General features: G+C 45.9%; 16 protein-coding genes. All 16 read right to left on the bottom strand.

The window, feature by feature from the left end; genetic code table 11:
• Positions 1-61: 61 nt before the first annotated feature.
• Complete coding sequence (locus ACFOMG_RS11105) at positions 62-379, bottom strand: DMT family transporter (protein ID WP_376866656.1); 318 nt, start codon at positions 377-379, stop codon at positions 62-64.
• 368 nt (positions 380-747) lie between these two features.
• Positions 748-1,896: a glutathione S-transferase family protein gene (locus ACFOMG_RS11100; protein ID WP_376866655.1), complete on the bottom strand. Its 1,149-nt coding sequence runs from the start codon at positions 1,894-1,896 to the stop codon at positions 748-750.
• A 62-nt stretch (positions 1,897-1,958) separates the two neighbouring features.
• Positions 1,959-3,563 (bottom strand): ATP-binding cassette domain-containing protein, encoded by a 1,605-nt coding sequence (locus ACFOMG_RS11095; RefSeq protein ID WP_376866654.1) that lies wholly within the window; start codon positions 3,561-3,563, stop codon positions 1,959-1,961.
• A 237-nt stretch (positions 3,564-3,800) separates the two neighbouring features.
• On the bottom strand, positions 3,801-5,423 hold the full coding sequence (locus tag ACFOMG_RS11090) for a hypothetical protein (protein ID WP_376866653.1): 1,623 nt from the start codon (positions 5,421-5,423) through the stop codon (positions 3,801-3,803).
• Between the two features lie 87 nt (positions 5,424-5,510).
• Complete coding sequence (locus ACFOMG_RS11085) at positions 5,511-6,254, bottom strand: AraC family transcriptional regulator (RefSeq protein ID WP_376866711.1); 744 nt, start codon at positions 6,252-6,254, stop codon at positions 5,511-5,513.
• Between the two features lie 52 nt (positions 6,255-6,306).
• Positions 6,307-6,768, bottom strand: coding sequence for a carboxymuconolactone decarboxylase family protein (locus ACFOMG_RS11080; protein WP_376866652.1), 462 nt, complete (start codon positions 6,766-6,768; stop codon positions 6,307-6,309).
• A gap of 162 nt (positions 6,769-6,930) precedes the next feature.
• A complete protein-coding gene (locus tag ACFOMG_RS11075; RefSeq protein ID WP_376866650.1) occupies positions 6,931-7,320 on the bottom strand; it encodes a VOC family protein in 390 nt (129 codons plus the stop codon).
• On the bottom strand, positions 7,313-7,993 hold the full coding sequence (locus tag ACFOMG_RS11070; RefSeq protein ID WP_376866649.1) for an RNA polymerase sigma factor: 681 nt from the start codon (positions 7,991-7,993) through the stop codon (positions 7,313-7,315). Before ACFOMG_RS11070 ends, ACFOMG_RS11075 begins: the two co-directional genes overlap by 8 nt.
• Positions 7,994-8,242: 249 nt before the next feature.
• Entirely contained in the window at positions 8,243-10,234 is a 1,992-nt protein-coding gene (locus ACFOMG_RS11065; protein WP_376866648.1) for a hypothetical protein, read from the bottom strand.
• A 567-nt stretch (positions 10,235-10,801) separates the two neighbouring features.
• Positions 10,802-11,674, bottom strand: a complete 873-nt coding sequence (locus ACFOMG_RS11060; RefSeq protein WP_376866647.1) for an IS3 family transposase — start codon at positions 11,672-11,674, stop codon at positions 10,802-10,804.
• Positions 11,668-11,985, bottom strand: a complete 318-nt coding sequence (locus tag ACFOMG_RS11055; RefSeq protein WP_376866646.1) for a transposase — start codon at positions 11,983-11,985, stop codon at positions 11,668-11,670. Before ACFOMG_RS11055 ends, ACFOMG_RS11060 begins: the two co-directional genes overlap by 7 nt.
• Before the next feature lie 163 nt (positions 11,986-12,148).
• A complete protein-coding gene (locus ACFOMG_RS11050; protein ID WP_376866644.1) occupies positions 12,149-14,590 on the bottom strand; it encodes a hypothetical protein in 2,442 nt (813 codons plus the stop codon).
• Between the two features lie 136 nt (positions 14,591-14,726).
• On the bottom strand, positions 14,727-15,071 hold the full coding sequence (locus tag ACFOMG_RS11045; RefSeq protein WP_376866643.1) for a hypothetical protein: 345 nt from the start codon (positions 15,069-15,071) through the stop codon (positions 14,727-14,729).
• A gap of 92 nt (positions 15,072-15,163) precedes the next feature.
• Complete coding sequence (locus tag ACFOMG_RS11040) at positions 15,164-15,940, bottom strand: hypothetical protein (protein ID WP_376866642.1); 777 nt, start codon at positions 15,938-15,940, stop codon at positions 15,164-15,166.
• A 96-nt stretch (positions 15,941-16,036) separates the two neighbouring features.
• Positions 16,037-16,423 carry a hypothetical protein gene (locus tag ACFOMG_RS11035; RefSeq protein ID WP_345849297.1) on the bottom strand — a complete coding sequence of 129 codons (387 nt, stop codon included), beginning with the start codon at positions 16,421-16,423 and terminating at the stop codon, positions 16,037-16,039.
• 220 nt (positions 16,424-16,643) lie between these two features.
• Positions 16,644-16,898: transposase (locus tag ACFOMG_RS11030; protein ID WP_376866641.1), on the bottom strand; the 255-nt coding region annotated here is incomplete at its 5' end.

Genomic DNA, 16,898 nt, shown 5'->3' with positions numbered 1-16,898 from the left:
TCAGAATCTGTTGTTCTACCTGATTCACGCTGGCCGGTATGCGTCAGATCAAGCCGGCACTTCAGTGCGCCAGCTTTAATACCACCACACCACTGATGATCAGCAGGATGCCGAGATAACGGCTGAGACTGGATGGGTCGCCATAAAACCATACTCCAACCAGAAAGGTGCCTGCGGCGCCAATACCGGTCCAGATTGCATAAGAGGTTCCCAGCGGGATGTTTTTCTGAGCCAGCCACAATAACGCGCCGCTGATGGTCATACACACCAGTGCGATAAGAATGCCGCTGATGCGGGAGTGTTCCTGCTGTGCCATCTTCAGACCCAGCGGCCAGCCAATTTCAAACAGACCGGCGAGTATCAGGTAAATCCAGGCCATGGTTTTAACTCGTAGTGTTTAACTGCTGTATATTATCAGATCTGTTGTACCAGACGGTGTCCGGCACTGGAATAGTGCGTTGACCGCGCTGCACAAATCCTTCGTTAATACGTGACCGGCAACCGGCTTTTTGCTACGGTGATTTTCCTTATTTAAATCCGGCAGGAGGATACTCTGATGATTGTAGTAAACACCTTCCGGGCGCTGGCTCAGACTCAGATCTGAAACCCCGTCGCCCGGTTCTTCTGAACCGGGGCTCAATACAGCCCCTGATTTTTAGATTAATGACGTTAACTCGTCAGGGGTTTCTATGTCCTCACGTTATGATTTGCGCCAGTTAGGCTGGCAGCCATTTTTCAGCAACAATATTACGCCAGAACTTCGCTGAAGTTCTGGCGTTTTAATGGATGGCGGATATCAATCGCCAGCAGTTGTTCACCGCCAATATCGTGTAACCATTGTTCCAGTGGTATTTTCTGTTGGTCGTCGAGCTGTTGCCAGACCCGGGTGCAGCGCTGCAATTTCCACTGCACAAAACTAAATTGCTGCCGTTGCCCCTTGACGCCGCCAATGCTGAAGTCGCCTTCACCAACAATACGAGAAACCCGCTGGCTGTCAGGTTTATTTGCAACATACTGATTAATATTATCCACTACCGTGGCAATAAAAGGCATCTGTTCGGAGAAAATCAGTTCCAGAATGGGTAGCAGAGTATTGGGAATTTCATCATCGGGTAAAAAACGATATTGCGGATTATTTGCCGGGTTTGCTTCCTGGCCATCTGCCAATAACAGGCGATTTATCCAATCGCGTAGTGCCGGGGTGTTATCGAACAGGTGTTGTGAACCCTGATCGCGATAAAGGTGGGCATACAGCTGGCCAAAAAAAGAAAAGTCGCCAATACAGGGGCGATTGCCTAAAAAATATTTATTCTGGGTAAAATGATCTTCCAGTAATGCCAGCAGTTGTTTGCAATATTTCTGTACTCCCTGCTGTGTTTTATCGTTAATACCAAAACGGGGTAGATAGCCCATCATAGTGCGCCGGATTGAATTGGCCATCAGATTACGGATAAAAACCGGCATGCCCGGTAACGCATAACGACCGAACTCGGCAATAATAAAATCCCGGTTTTGTGGTACTTTCCAGCGATACCAGAGTGACGCCATAACCAGCCATTCATCGGCATGTAATTCTAATAAATGGGCGACTAACTGTTGTTTCGGTGTTTGTGGCTCGATGCTGTGTTCCGGATAGGCTTGTTCAAAATAGTCGATTATCTCGCTTGAGTCCTGCAACCAGTCGCCGCCGGCTGTTTCAACCGTAGGCATAATGGCTTTACCCACTTGTTGCTGAATAGTACGCATCAGGCGCCAGACACCGGGAGTCTGCTGTTGATGAGGAATTCCTTTATAACGCAGATAAGCCAGTGTTTTCTGAGAAAAAGGCGACACGACCCAGCCATTAAGACGATAAGGCTGACAGCCGGGCTGAGAGTCGGAGCTGTTGATATCCATAACCAATATTCCTGAAAGTACGGGTCTTTTTATAACAGCAGATGACGAGAAAAAACAGGGCATTAATGACCATATTGGTTGTATGTGTTTAAGCAGAAAGTCTGATTAATATCACATTCATCAATTATCGTTTTATCATGGCTGACCAGAATAAAGGCCCCCGGATAATGACGCAAAGCAGCCGCTAATTGTTGTCTGGAGAACAGGTCCAGATGATTATCCGGCTCGTCCAGTAACAGCAGGGGTGAGTGGGGTTGTTGAGCCGCAATTAACATCGCCAGTTTTACTTTTTCACCACCACTGAGTTGCATAACCGCTGTTTGTGCCTGATGTCCGGTTAAGCCTATAGTCGCTAATAATGTGTGTCCTGTGGTTGGTGACAGCTGCGGGCAATAGTGTTGCAATAACTGTAATGCCGGTAATGGCGAAGCGAACATGTGCAGTTGCTGATCGAGGTAATAGACCGGGCTGTTGCAGCGCAGCTCACCACTGGCCAGTGATTGTCGGCCGGCAATAATACGCAACAGTGTGGATTTACCACTGCCATTGTCACCCTGAAGTAATAACCTGCTGTGCTGCTTCAGCGTCAGGTTAATCGTTTGCGTTGCTGCCGGGGCCAGCTGGCCATCGGTGATGATTAATTGCAGGCCCGCCCGGTTGCCATTTGCGGGCAGCAATACCGGCGACCCCTTAACGGTCTGAGTGTGCGTTGCTGCTTGTTGTTGCTGTAAATGATGTTGCTGCAGCAGCAGGCGTTGCTGCTGTGCCTGTTGCTGTTTACGTCGGTGTTGACCGGCGTTTTCGGCACGGTTTTTTTTGCCATCCAGCAGCACTTTCGGCTGACTGCCACAGCGGCGTAACTGATTACCTGCGGCAGCCCGTTGTTGCGCTTTTTCACGATTTTTCTGGCGCTGGATTGCCAGCTGATGTTGTTGTTTACGGTTATCTTCCAGCTGACGTTGTAACGCCTGTTGCTGCTGATGCTGCTGCTCTGAGAATGACTCATAGCTGCCACGGAAGCGAGTTAAGCCACGGCGGTTGAGTTGCCAGAACTCCTGCGCTAGACCTAACAGCGCAACATCATGGCTGATCAGCAGGATATGGCCGTGGTAGCTCAGAATTTGTTGCTGGAGCCACTGACGCCCGGGGTAGTCGAGATGATTTGAGGGCTCATCAAGAATTAATAATCCGGCCCGGCGATCAAAGCTGCGCCATAAACCAAGCCTGGCCAGCTGGCCACCACTCAGTTGTGCACAGGGGAAATACGGATCCTGTGGCAGGCCCAGTAATTTCAGTTGTTGTTGCAGCTGTTGACGTAGCTGCCAGCGGTCTTGCAGTTGCTCAAACCAATAGGTGTCACAGCTGCCGGCTTCTATGTGTTCCAGTGCCTGTAACTGCGTTGCCAGCCCGAGGTATTCCGCCAGTGTTTGCTGGTAGTCGCGCTGGCTTGGTAATTGCCGGAATAATTCAACCTGAGTCTGAATGTTAAGCTGGCCACTGCCGGGCAGGCGCAGGCCTGCCAGCAGCTCGGCTAATACCGATTTGCCGGCACCGTTGCGACCAACCAGGGCTGTGCGTGGTTGTTGCAGAGAGAAAGTTAATTGTTCAAATAACCAGTCACCGTCGTCAAAACGGTAACCCAGTTGGCTGGCTTGCAGACAAGGCATAAGCGCGCTCCTGTGTGACAGGGGCAGGGGCGTGCGATTTAATGCCAGCGACATTATGCTGTTTGATAAACGCAGAGCAGAGCAACGCCCACTAACCCTGTTAGTCCGGTGGAAAGAAAAAATCGGCTAACAGGAGTCAGTTGTTCATGATGGCGTAAGCTCCGGAAGACTAAGGAATAACAATCGAATGAGGAATAAGGTCAGTATACTCCCTGGCTGACAGGCTGCCAACGACTGTCAGGCAAACGGATTAAGCAGTAGCTGATCCAGCCATTGCTGTTGTTGCTGGAGCTGTTGCCATTGCTGTAGCGGAGTGTGTGTTACGCTATCAGGCAGTTCGTCTGCACTGATAAATTCACTTTCTTCTTTCTCGGTGTTAACCAGAGTGTCGAAATTAAAATCTTCAACCGTCTCACGCTGAGACTGCTGTTTTTCGACCATAGCGCTGAGCAGCTCACCTTGTTTGCTTTCAGTATAAATAATATTGCTCGATTTAATATCGAAGCTGGTGCGGCGAAAATTGAGGCCATCTTTGTCAGGCTGTTCGGTATAACTGCCGCTCAGTTCAAAACTTTGTTTTTGCTGAATGGATACCTTGCCGTTGTCCTGCCGCTTTTGTGTTTTCAGTGACAGGCTCAGATCAAAGCCACGTTCCTGTAATGAAATAACGTCTGTGGGGAGTTGGTCTTTACGGCTGGAAAAACGGAAATCAAAGTCTGGTAATGGAACAAATAAGTGATTCTGCTTCAGCCCATCGCTGTTAAATGTATTATCTTGCTGTTGCTGTTGCTGTTGCTGTTGCTGTTGCGCCAGATTCAATTCTGCCTGGCTGAACTCGAAACCAGCCGCCAATACATCTTTCATCATGTTTTGCTGCATATCATCGGCTTTGGCTTTTTTAGCACTGCGATCCAATAAATCCAGATAATGTTCGATCGCCTGCTGTTTGCCTGGCTGTTGATAACTGAGTGGATTGGTTTTATCCAGTTTGAACTCCGCTTTATTGCCGTCAAAGCGGAAGCGGATGTCACGGCTATCTTCGCTGTTATGATATTCCAGCTTTAAATCTGCCTGGCCGCCACCATTGCCGGTAACCGACAGCTTGCTGATGCTGTCGAACTGCGACAGATTAAGATCCTTTAATGACGGTTTTCCCTGATTAAAATAACCGCCAGCAAATGCCTCCAGCTGTTCGGAAAATTTCTGCAGCTGTTGCTGTTCATCGTCGGTGAGTTCACCTTCGATATTAAAACGGACTTCGGTGCGGTTAAAACTGGCAAATTGGCCGGCTTTACTGAGAGTCATCTCATCCGACTGAAACAGCACGGTATCCGGATTTTTACCAACGCCGGAAAAGCTCTGCAGCTGAAAGGAGACTTTGGCGCCGGAACGGGTGGTAAGGCTGAGGTCAAAGTTTTGCGTACGGCGTTCTTCTGATATCGAAAACTCACTGAAATCGACCGGCTGATTCGCGCGGGTTTTGTCAGTGTAATACTGGTAACGACGCATCTCCTGATGGTACGGGGTTTCGCCGTCGCGCAGCAGTTCGCCAAACCGCTCACCGGCACCGTTAAAGCGATTTGTTCCTCTCAGGCTGAAACTGAAGTCATCCAGCTGTTGCTGTAAACGTTCGCTGGTGCGGGTCTGGTGTTCGCTGTTACTGATGGAAGAAGCACGAATAATAACCGGCGGTTCGAATACGACTCTCGGAGGAGGGTTGTTTACCTGGCCCAACTGCACGCTAACGCCTTCTGCCGGGGTAAGCGGCTGACTGGTGATTACCTGCTGTATCTTAGCTGTGGCATCGGTATTACCGGGGGGCGGTGAAACAGGAGCAGAAACCAGAGGAGGCAGTTTCATAAGGATCATCCATTGAAGCCATGTGTTGCGGTTATCGGCTGGGTTCAGGATATCTTTATTATTTTATTAGTAACGTCGGCGTTGCGGTTAAGACGACAACTTCCCCGGTGTAACCCGGGCGATGGCTTTAAATTCCCGGGTCATATGTGCCTGATCGCTGAAACCACTGCTCAGCGCGATATCCGCCAGTGAGCGGCCGGGCTCGGCTTTAATTGCAGCGATGGCCTGACGGATACGGATGATGCGCTGATAATTTTTCGCCGTCATGCCCAGCCGGGTTTTAAATAAACGCTCCAGTTGTCGCTGGCTGAGCGCAATATGGTTCTGCAGTTCCGTTAACAGGCTGTCGTTATTAATCAGCAGTAATAGCTGTTCGACCGAATCTTCCGGCTGGCTTAACAAACAGTGTTGGTTAGCCCAGTGATACAGATGGTCAATACGTTGCTGGTTGTTGCTGCCGTGTTGCAATGCCGTATGCAGTGAATACAGCGACCATTGCTGATCATCTTTTTCATCCAGACGGGTCAGCTGGTGATAATGGCGAGCCAATAACCGGTAGCCCATCGCAGGCTGAAAACGTATGCCGGCGAGCACGGCCCCCGGGCGCATCAATAACCTGTCAGCGCGGGTATTAACCGGCAGCATGATCACGCCATGAGGTAAGCGGATACCATCGACCTGTGCATCGCCGTCGAGCATAAACACGATGCCACTGCCACCATCAGCAAACAGAGTTTTTTCGATACTCTGATGATGATTCTGGCTGGCGCTGAGTGATACCGACCAGATGCCCTGCACCATATCGGCCAGCTGTCCCGATGGGTGGGACAGCTGTAAATCAAACGCAGAATATTCGCTGTTATGCGGTTTTATAATGGCTTACCTATTTTCTGAATCTGCCCACTTCGGGTTTAAAGGTTTTGGCGATGCGGTTCCAGCTGTTGATGGCATTAATGGCGATGGTTAAGTCAACCAGAGCCTGCTCGCCCAGCGCTGTCACCGCGCTGTGGTAGCACTCGTCATCAACCGCCAGGCCAGCGGTCTGGTGTTCGGCCCATGCCAGCGCGGCACGTTCGCTATCGGAATACATTGGCATATCACGCCAGGCATTTAAAGCAACAATCCGTTCTGCCGTTTCACCCTGTTGCAGGGCATCGTGAGTGTGCATATCGATACAAAAAGCACATTGATTGATTTGCGATACCCGGATTTTTATCAGTTCCCAGAGTGGGGTGCCGAGGCTGGTTGGCTGATCGAATTGAGTACGCAGATAGTTTTCCAGTTGCATCAGGATGTTCATGGCATCAGCGCCAAGGGCGAAGTAGTTTGCACGGGTTGTCATCATGTATATCCTCGTTTTTTGACGTTGGGTATACAGTATGTGAGGTTAAAAACCGGGTATTGAATATTTTCGACAAGAAAAGCTGATCATAGCATTTTCCATGAAGCCCTCCTGTTAATACAGGAGGGCGGGCAGTTACTCCGTTAGTATCAGTGCAGCCCGGATTTACTGAGCCTTACGTGGCAGCTCATCCGACTGATACATGGATATCTGATGATTGTCCGGGTCGGCAATTTCGGCAGACCATCCACCGGGTGCATGGCTCACCGGTGTCACAATGGTGACGCCTTTTTCCGCCAGCGCGTTCACCGTATCATCAATACCTCCTTCAGGAAGATCAAAAACGATGATAGGGGAGTTGCCAGGCCGTGATTCCTGCTGGAAAAACAGCAGCTCAATATCATTGCCTGTTTTTGCTAACAGCCAGTCGTTGCCACTGCCGTCATCTTCCATCCTCTGAACATCCAGCCCAAGCGCATCGCGGTAGAAAGCCTCAGTCTTATCCACATCGCTGACGTAGTAGCAAATAGCGCCGATTTTACTGTTATTAAACATTCCTTAGTTCCTCTTTGTTGGTTGGTACTCCCTTACGTTGCCGTGAGAGGTCGTTTTGTGAGCTTACAACAAAAAGATGTCCATTCGGGTCGTGACTGGCCAATATCGCACTTGTCTGTATTAAATCGCTGGAACGAGCCATCTGAAGCAAAGCTTGCCGTATTTGTCCGAAAGCCAGCTCTCCTTTTAAGTTCGACAGACCGGTAACGTGTTTACCATCGAACTGACGCCAGTGGCGCTTAATCTGGGTAATGCGCTGTCGTAAGGCTGTGTCTGATAGGCGTAATAGCCAGGCAATCTCTGCCCTGGTGTGTCCTGCTAACGCCAGAAGGGCAGTACTACGAAGGCTGGGTGGCAGAGTCTGAATAAACTCCGGTGCTGGCTCTTCGTTGTCGGCTTGTGACTGCTCTGTCGATTCTTCGGGGAGAGTGAGGGTGGAAGAAGCTTCACGCTTTTGTCGCCGTACGGCTGAACGTGCATCAAATGCAGCGCGCTTTCTTAAAGCGCCGAATAACCAGCGGCGGTTGTCACCACAGGACAGATCGGTACGGCCGGCCTCAACCGCTGCGAGCAGTATGGCCTGCAGCAGGTCTTCTGCTTCATCGATATGGCGCGCGACCTTGCGTGCGTAGAGGAGCAGTTCCGTATAGGACGGGTTTTGATTCTGTCTCATAAAGGCTTTATGTACAAAAGTTGCAAAGGTGATTCAATACAGAAGATACGAATTACTTATGCGGGTGTCTATGTTCCTATCGCATGGTATCGATTTCTTTCGGCGCCAGCCCCAGATCGTCTAAGCGCATTAATCTTGCGGTTTTTCGGGTGTTCGTGATTGCCAGCCATGAATGGTTTTTGTACAGGGGGATTGGACACCTCGTCAGTTTGACTTTGGTGTCCGTTAAAGCGGGGGAATATCATTTTACTAAGGAGTTAATGCTTTGGCTTTAATAATGCGTAGCTGTTTTTGTAAATCCTTTTTGCTGGTGCCTTTGGGCACCTTTATTGTGGTTGGCTGGCTTTGCCATTCACATAGCAAACAATAACCCAAAGCTTGCCAGCCCGATACGCGCTTATCCACCGCCAGCCATTTTTTTCCTGCTGGGGTGGCAAGCTGCGCTTTAAAGCTGCCCGCATCGGTTGTTATTAGCACTTGCACGGTGTTTTCAAAATCGGGGTCAAAATTTTTACTAGAGGTTATTTCAAGCACCGCGGCTGCGCGGTGTTTTTTATCAAAGCGCTTGGCTACCTCTCGCTGTATGGCTTTTGCCCTTTGTTGCAGGGTAGGCACAAACATTGTTATCTCTGATTTTTGGCTTAACGATTTTATTAAGGCTAGGCTGGCTTTGACATCGCCGTAAGCGCTTGGCTGGTAAAGGCTTTGTATTTGTTTAAAGATTTCTTGGCTGATGGGTTTTACCTCAGCGATATAATCGTATATTTTTTTTGGTTTTTCTTCACCTAATAAATAACGGTGTTTTACTCGCCCGCCTGGAGCAATTAAAAATACTTTTTGGTATTGCCTGTCGTTATAATACGGTTTTGCTACATAACGATGGTGCCAGTCAGCACAAAATAAAAACCCTTTGCGGGCACAGTACTCTTCTTTTTCGATTTTCTTTTCGGCCCCGCGCCAAGCGCTTTGGTAGCGTACCAGGTAAGGCGTTGCTGCGGTATTGGTTAATGCAAAAATACGGTCATAGCCTTTTATCGAAATATTGTAACCACCGTTGCTAGCTTGCTTGCGTTTTGAGGTTAGCTTATTTACGTACTCACCATTAACAGTGTAGCTTTGATCTTCTGTGGCGTAATAACTGTTGGTAGCTTCAGGCAAATAGCGCTTGCCTTGCACGTAGTCATCCACCGAGGTTTTCAGTGTTATTTTGGGGTTTATCGGGTTTTCTGTCAAATGATGCTGGGCCCGTTTGTGCAGAGTTTGGGTGCTTAAATAGTTAGGAAAACGCGCTGAAAACTGTTGCCAGGCATTGATTGTTTTTGGAGTTACTTGGGAACTTTTAACCGCTTGTCGTAAGGCCTTTTCATTCTCGGCTTGGGTTTCAAGCTGAACCCAATATTGCTTTGCCTGTTGCAGCAAGTTTTTGGTGTTAATGCGCCAAATACCTTCTTCACGGGCCGAAAGCCAAATGTTTTGCTGGTCAATTTTTAAAAAGCGTTTTTGGCTATCGTCATGCAACTTTATCGTTGGTTTGCCTTTGGCTCTTAATTCAAAACTACCAGGTTTAGCCCACGCTTCAATGCCTTTGTCTAGCTTCAAGGTCTCAGGCAACTGTTGCCAGTTTTTAATATTGTGGACGGTGACTTTATTTTTTTTATTGGCAAAACGCTTATGCCCATCATCGTATCTTTTTCCGCTGCTTAACACATTCAAGGTCTTTAAGCTTATTTGCTGCCAAGAATTGCTTGAACGCCCTTTAAAAATAAACATGCTGTTATCTTGGCGCCAAACACTGCGACTTCGGGTTTTAAAGGTTTTTACCAGCTCTCCTGTCTGGTAGTTATATACCTCTAGCTTTTCGCGATTTACTGACCTTACATACCATTTTCCTGCAATAAATGCAGGATTGTCGCTAAGGGTGTAGGGCAGCTTGGCAATTCGTTTCTCAGTTTGAGTGTTATACACTTCTAGCCCACCAGAACATGGGCGGTAAAGTGACGACTTACACATCACCAAAAAAGGCGGTTCAAACTGCACAAAATCATGGGCTTGGCTGTTGATATAACTTATTGGATTGGCCACATCAGCTAAAGTTAGTGTGGGTGTTTGCAGACGCTTGGAAATTTCATCCAACTGGCTTTGTTCAACCAATTGGGTAAAGCTTTCTGAGGTTGTTTTGGGCGCACTGGCAAAAGCCATAAATGATAGGAATACAGTGAAAAAAATTGTTAATCGTGCCATGCTTTTTCCTTGTAGAATTAAACTCTAATAAACGCCTGGGTTTATTATTTCTAGTATGTCGATTTCACGCACAAATTATAAGTTTTTATTAAGCTAATGCAATTTTAATTTTTTGAGCAATTTTCTTTGTAACTAAAGAACAACTGTGACCACCAATTTTGATTAACGATTCAAAAAAAACGGCAAGGCTGTCCAAGCCCGTAGGCCTGTGCTGCTTTGACTTGTTAACGCTGGCGGAGTTTACATTGAAATGCTGCGTTGTACTTCTGCGAGTCGTGCAGCGCTATTAGATATTCGTTAGCGCTTAGAGGAACTACATCTTTCCCCTTAGCCCAGTATTTTTCGAAACCGCCAAGATTTTGTACAATAACTTTGACTACCTGAGGTTCGAACGATAGAGATAAATCCTTATAGCTCAAGGAAACTAACCGACTAGATAAGCTCTCTATTGAACTACGAAACACTAAAGCCAAAAATGCAACTAGCAGCGGCCAAATTACTTCTGATAACCAATCCATAGTGTTGTCTATTTCTGTGTGATCCTACCCACGAAAAGTAGACACCATTTCAGGCACACTTCTCGTGATATTCCTGTTCATACTCTGCTGGACTTTTATAGCCTATCGCAGAGTGCCTTCGTACTCGGTTATAAAACAATTCGATGTATTCAAATACGAGCGAGTACGCTTCCTGCTTTGTCGTCGGTTGATCTGCGTAAACGGATTCAACTTTGAGCCTTGAGAAGAATGATTCCATGGCTGCGTTATCCCAGCAGTTTCCCTTTCTGCTCATACTAGGGCGTATACCTTTGCTGAGCAACCGGTGCTGATATTCGCCTGATCGATCTTGCACCCCATGATCAGAATGCAGTATCAGACCAGGCTTCACCTGCCGTGAGTCATACGCCATCTGGAAGGCGTCTATGATCAGCTGATTTGTCATGGTGGAGTCCAGTGACCAACCGATGATCCTTCTCGAATACAGATCCATCACAACGGCCAGATATGCAAAGCCCTTATCCAGTGGGATATACGTAATATCCGATACCCATTTTTCGTCAGGTCGTTCCGCAGTGAAGTCTCTGCGCAAGAGGTTATCACTAACATGGTTCCTGGCCTGAATGTTCGGGAAAAACTTGTATCCTTTGCCGTTACGAGCTTTGAGGCTGCTCTGGGCCATCAATTTAGCCACATAGTTCACACTGCATGGGATACCCGACTCATTCAGCTCAACAGCCAGCCTCGGCGCTCCGTAGCGGTGTTTGAACCGCTCAAAGGTCGTAGCGATGACCTTCTCAAGATGTTGTTGCCTCTTCTCGCTCTCAGACGTTCCACGGCTCAACCATTTGTAGTACCCAGCACGGCTAACACCAAGCCAGCGGCACATCTTAAAAATGGAGTACTCTCCAGCTAAAGAGCGGATATAGGCGTACCTCACCACTTTTCTTTGCTGAAGTGCGCTGTGGCCTTTTTTAGGAATTCGTTCTCTTCTTTGAGATCGGAGATCTGACGCTTGAGCTTACGGATCTCTTCACTTTCTTCCTGGGAATAATCGACGCCATTTACTGTATTGAACTGCTTATCAGACAGCCTTTTGCACTGACGACGCCAATTATAAATCTGACCCGGATGAATACCGAGTTCGCGAGCAACCTCTACAGCACTGGCTCCGGGAAGATCAGATCGACGGACTGCTTCACGACGGAAATCTTCGGTGTAGTGGTTGTATTTATTCTTCGTTTTCTTAGTCATGTAAAGACCCTCATTAGGTAGTAGTGAGGGTCTACTTTTCATGGGTAACTCGGAGGCATAACGCCCGCCTCAACTTCCGGAGGCTACTGGCGCCTTTTGTGCAGCCTTTTGCACAAAAGGTGACAGTGGCCGGAGGTCAGCTTGCAGGCGCTTGTTCAGTACTTTAACTTCTGCCATTACTATCTATTGCACGCTTAACAGTTAAGAAGGTCTGGTTGCCATCTTCAATTAAAGTATCAAAGTCAAAATAGCTAGGCTTACTACCCATATCAATCCATGCTTTCTTTAAATACTCTTTAAACTTGATTGCTCTTCTATATCGAGAATCGATAGCTAGAGAATTCAAGTCGTGCATCAGTTCTTCTCGTTTATCTTTATCCAGTATTGGTGTGTCAAAAACCATTGCATCTAAATAAGAGAAAACTGAAAGCCATCTTTTTAGGTGATAAGCTCCTACGCTCGTAATTCGGAATGAACTTGGCATTTCGCCAATAAGAGTGCCATTAATATCCTCTTCAAATGTAACTCTTTGGGATGTTTCAATGAGTTTTTTATTAGTACACCTCCTCAAAGAGTGTGTTATTTGGTCAACTGTAAATCCTAAGCTTTGCATCTGCTCAAACAGGTTACTCGTCTGGCAGAATCCATCATTATCAAGATGCTCGCCCACTCTATCTAGTAGTGCCAATATAATTGGCTTTAAAAAGTGCTCTTTTGAATCAGCGGAAGAAATATCATAGATATTCATCGCAATTGAGGTGTCGGGATTATAATGGGAATAATCACCTAGCAGCGCAGACTTCGTGAATTCATGAAGTGGAATTCTATATCGTCCTTCCTCATTCATAATCCTAATGATTTTCTCCGCGTCCACATTTGGGCTTCCAATAAACCCTGTAACGAATTCGACTGCAGCCCGTATGTTCCCACCAGTAATATTTGATAGAAACTCATAGAGCTCCGAATTTTCGGACAAAGATGTTATAAGTGCCTTCAAAAACTGAGCTAAATTACCTGCATTTACTCTTACATAATTAATGGCCTCAATAGGAACATTGCCTTCTGCCATGCTGAGAGCAAAAAGTAGACGTTTCTTAATGACTGTGTCAATTCTTGGTGGAGATATTGTAAAGATTTTATGAGGGTATGCTGCTAACGCGCCCGAACGCTTGGATTTAAAAAATGTTTGTGGCCTAACGGAGACAAAAACGGTTGAGTTCCAGTCTTTCGCGAGTTCTTGAGCAATAATGAATGCGCTTTGCTGGATGTCAAAGTCCCGTTGATCAGCATTATCTAAGGAAATGATAATCTGCTTTTTAGTAGACTTTGCATATCCATTGATACACCTCTTTAAATGTTGATCTTTTTCTTTGGTTATAGAGTCAAGCATTTCCAAGAGTTTAGTTTCATATAGGTCAGGGTTGCTTTCTTTCTTCTTTCCCCATATGCCATTTGAAAATCGATGTATATCTGACGCATAGATCCCCTTAATAAATTTAAAGGCATTGACGTCTATATTATATTTTTCATGAAGCTGTGCTTCAATTTCATTCAGAACGAAAGTTTTCAAATCTTGAGCAAGGGCGGCTTTAGATCCAAGGTCAATGTAGATATAGATTGCATTTTTAAACTCTTCATGAGCGCTGTTATACATTAAATTTTTTACAAAGGAGGTCTTTCCTACCCCGACATCTCCTAATAATACTATTGGCCTCCTTGCTATTGCCTCAGAGAGAATATCTGGCGAAAAATTATCGTTTTTCTTTTCCTTGACAGGCGCGACATGTGGAACAGATTCAGTCTCGTTGAATAACGATGCATATCTAGCTTCTAAGATATTTTTACTCAATAAAGCATACTTTGACAATGCACCACTGTTACAGTAGCACTCTGAGAAAAATGTTTCCTCTAATTCACTGTTTTCAATAATATCTTGTAGAAATAGTTCAGAGAGTTGCCTCAAGGTCGCATGCGTCTCGCTTGGGTATCTGACAACTGGATAGTTCACTAATTTTGAAGATAGCTTGTTTGGTATTCCGCTTTCGCCCGAAGCCAAATATCTAGAAATATTCCTTTCCCTAATTCCAGCTTGAGAAAGAAGCTGCCAAGCAATAGGAAAGTTTTCGAGCATATGACTAAGACTTGTGAAAACGACAGCTTTTCCTTCATAGACAGATATCCCGTCCTGTCTGGAAGCTAAGAAAACTATATATTGATGTCCATTACTAACAATAGCAATTGCTACACCACGCTGACTGCAGTACTCTTGTGCTTGTTTGATTGCAGATGATGAGTCTGCATCGATCTTAATTATTGAAGGTAAGTCACTTATCAATGTCTTCGACAGTCCAGCTGGAATTTCGAAGGTTTTTCCTTCGCGTTTAGCTTCAAGGATAGCAAGCCTTGGTTTCCCTAGTTCATAATCTGTAAACTTTCTTTGCTCAGATTTTTCAACTTCAACTTCATCCCGCGACCATCCGAGGCAATTAAACAGTACTTTGTCAATGATATGAAACCTTGTTTGAGCTTCATTCATATCAGAGTCAAGCTCCAATTTAGATATAAGGGAACGTAAAGAGGCTTCTCCCTCAGCTAACGTTGTCAATTTATTCTCCTTATTCATTTGTATGTCGCGAGTAGCACTGAACGCCTTACATTTGCGGCGATTTTGTAGCGAGGTACGAGCGAAAAAAACGTCCGAACCACGCAGTGGTTTATGCAACATGTATTTGTTATATGCTTCAACGTACCACCTTAATAGGTAGTTTTGTTTCGATAGCCTTATCTCTAGTATGAAAGAAATGAACCGCGAGTGAAAATTTTTCTTGGATTTCTCCAACAAACCGTTTGCACTTACTAAAGGTATCGCCTTTGCAAATAGTCACAAGGAACTCATCAAAATCATTATCGTATTCCGTACAAGGAGAATCAGGATTCTCTCCAGCTAGAACCCATATAAATTCATGTAGTTCATCATCGAATTCAACGGATAGCCGATAGCTGGCGATCAATCTCGATCCCCACTCCCTCACTTGTCTAGGAGGGTTAGCTATCAACTCTACTTCATTTAAAGTTACTGATGTCATTCGATTACTATTTGCATATAACGCCCGGCGCAGCGGTAAAATTGGAGCGAGGAACGAGCGGAAATTTGATCCGCCTGCCGCCGCTTGTTAACTCAATAGCCTGCCGAATTCCTTGTGCCAGCACTACAGCCAACATGAGTAAGGAACTCGTTAAACTCAGATTCTATATGTTGATCAATAACAGCAACCAACAAGTTCAAGTCTTTTATCACCTTTACTGCTCTTTCGTAAGAAATGGTTTGTACGCTTTGTTTTGGCCTATCGCAGTTATGTATGCAGTCATGTCTACGCTGGAATATTTTTGAATACCTTTCATTGATCTTTTTTCTTATAGATTTTCTTGCGCTATCTAGGTGCTGACCTGTCCTGCGGCGGTATTCTGTTCTTGTTATTCCAGTTACCCTATTCGGGGCGTTATGACTAATTATCAAGCTATCCATTACGACTGGATCGAAGAGCTTGTTTCCGGTGCGAAAAAATGGATTTAACAACTTCTGTATTTTTGAGAGAGAAAGAACATTGTCTTTTTCGACAATGCCTCTTGCAGCCATACGCCATTTCCAGTTATCCCGTTGCGTCTGACTGGAGAATAGAGCTGACACAGGCAACACAATATTCTGAACTCCGCTTGGAATGGAGACATTTCCTTGCAGTGTTTTTGCTCTAAGAATTCTGGCGACCAGATCAGCATAGGCATCACAGAAATACGCATCTACAGCTCCAACACCATACATTAAGCTACTACGAAGCAAATCGTCTCTGAGCAGCTTTTCTTGGGGCGTTGTGTGTGGCATTCCATGTGCCTGATTTAGAATAGCATTTGCTCTTGATACATCTTCATCAAAATGCTTTTTTGCTGTTGCTGGCATAATTTCCCTTTAGTGAGTTAACGCCGCCAGCAGGGGCCGAAAAACCAGAGCGGAGCGGCGGTTTTTTGGTCCCTCTGGCTGGCCTTGTTAAATGTTTTACTTAAATGTGTCATTGAACGGTATAGCTGCTATTTGGTGTTCGTCTTCGTACACGATATTGCCAGGTCGGTCTGTAGCTAGCTGTTTTACAGACATATCATGTGCCTCAAGAATCTGTGCATATTGGCGCATTTTATCAATGTGCTCTGTTGCCGAACTTTTAAACCAGCTAATTGATCTTGGTTTGGCATGATACCCAGATTTGCTAGATTGAGCTTTTGGCACCTTGAGATATTTCTTGAACCAAGCATAGATCTCCTTTTCTAGCTCTTGCTCGTACTCATATAGATCGCCATTTTCAAGAAGGATATCCATGGCCATGAATATTCCTTTCTCCCTGCCCGAGACATCGTCCTTTTCATCTATTTCAAAACGCAGATACATGAGCCTTCCTTACATTTAACATCTATGGACACCCCTCATTGTGCAAGCGAAATCTGTCTTTGGTGTAGTGCAGCCATCTATTCGGATTCCAATTGGCCTACAGGCCAGATCCTTGATGAACTTCGCCAACCCGGTTCTTATCAGCTTATCGTTCCCGAAGAACGTAGTTAGTAACAGAGTTTCCGGATTGCGGTCCTACCTTTTAGACATCTAATTTCACTTACGCAACTACGGTGTCTTCATATCGTTTGTAATTCTGTTCCTTGCTCAGCAAAGCCCAGATCGTTCTTGCTAGTTTGTTCGCCAACGCCACAATGACTACATTGTGGTGACGACGCCTCATAAGATCTTCAAGCCAATCTACCGGAGCGTTATTCCTATTCATATGACGAATTACGGCTCTGGCACCATGGATTAGCATCTTACGAATATAAGCATCACCTCGCTTGCTGATGCCTTGTAAATTTTGCTTTCC

Origin of the sequence: Bacterioplanoides pacificum, from assembly GCF_042648445.1 — a bacterium.
GTDB lineage: Bacteria > Pseudomonadota > Gammaproteobacteria > Pseudomonadales > Oceanobacteraceae > Bacterioplanoides > Bacterioplanoides pacificum.
The sequence above is the reverse complement of the archived record's forward strand: the minus strand, read 5'-3'. Positions and strand labels throughout refer to the sequence as shown.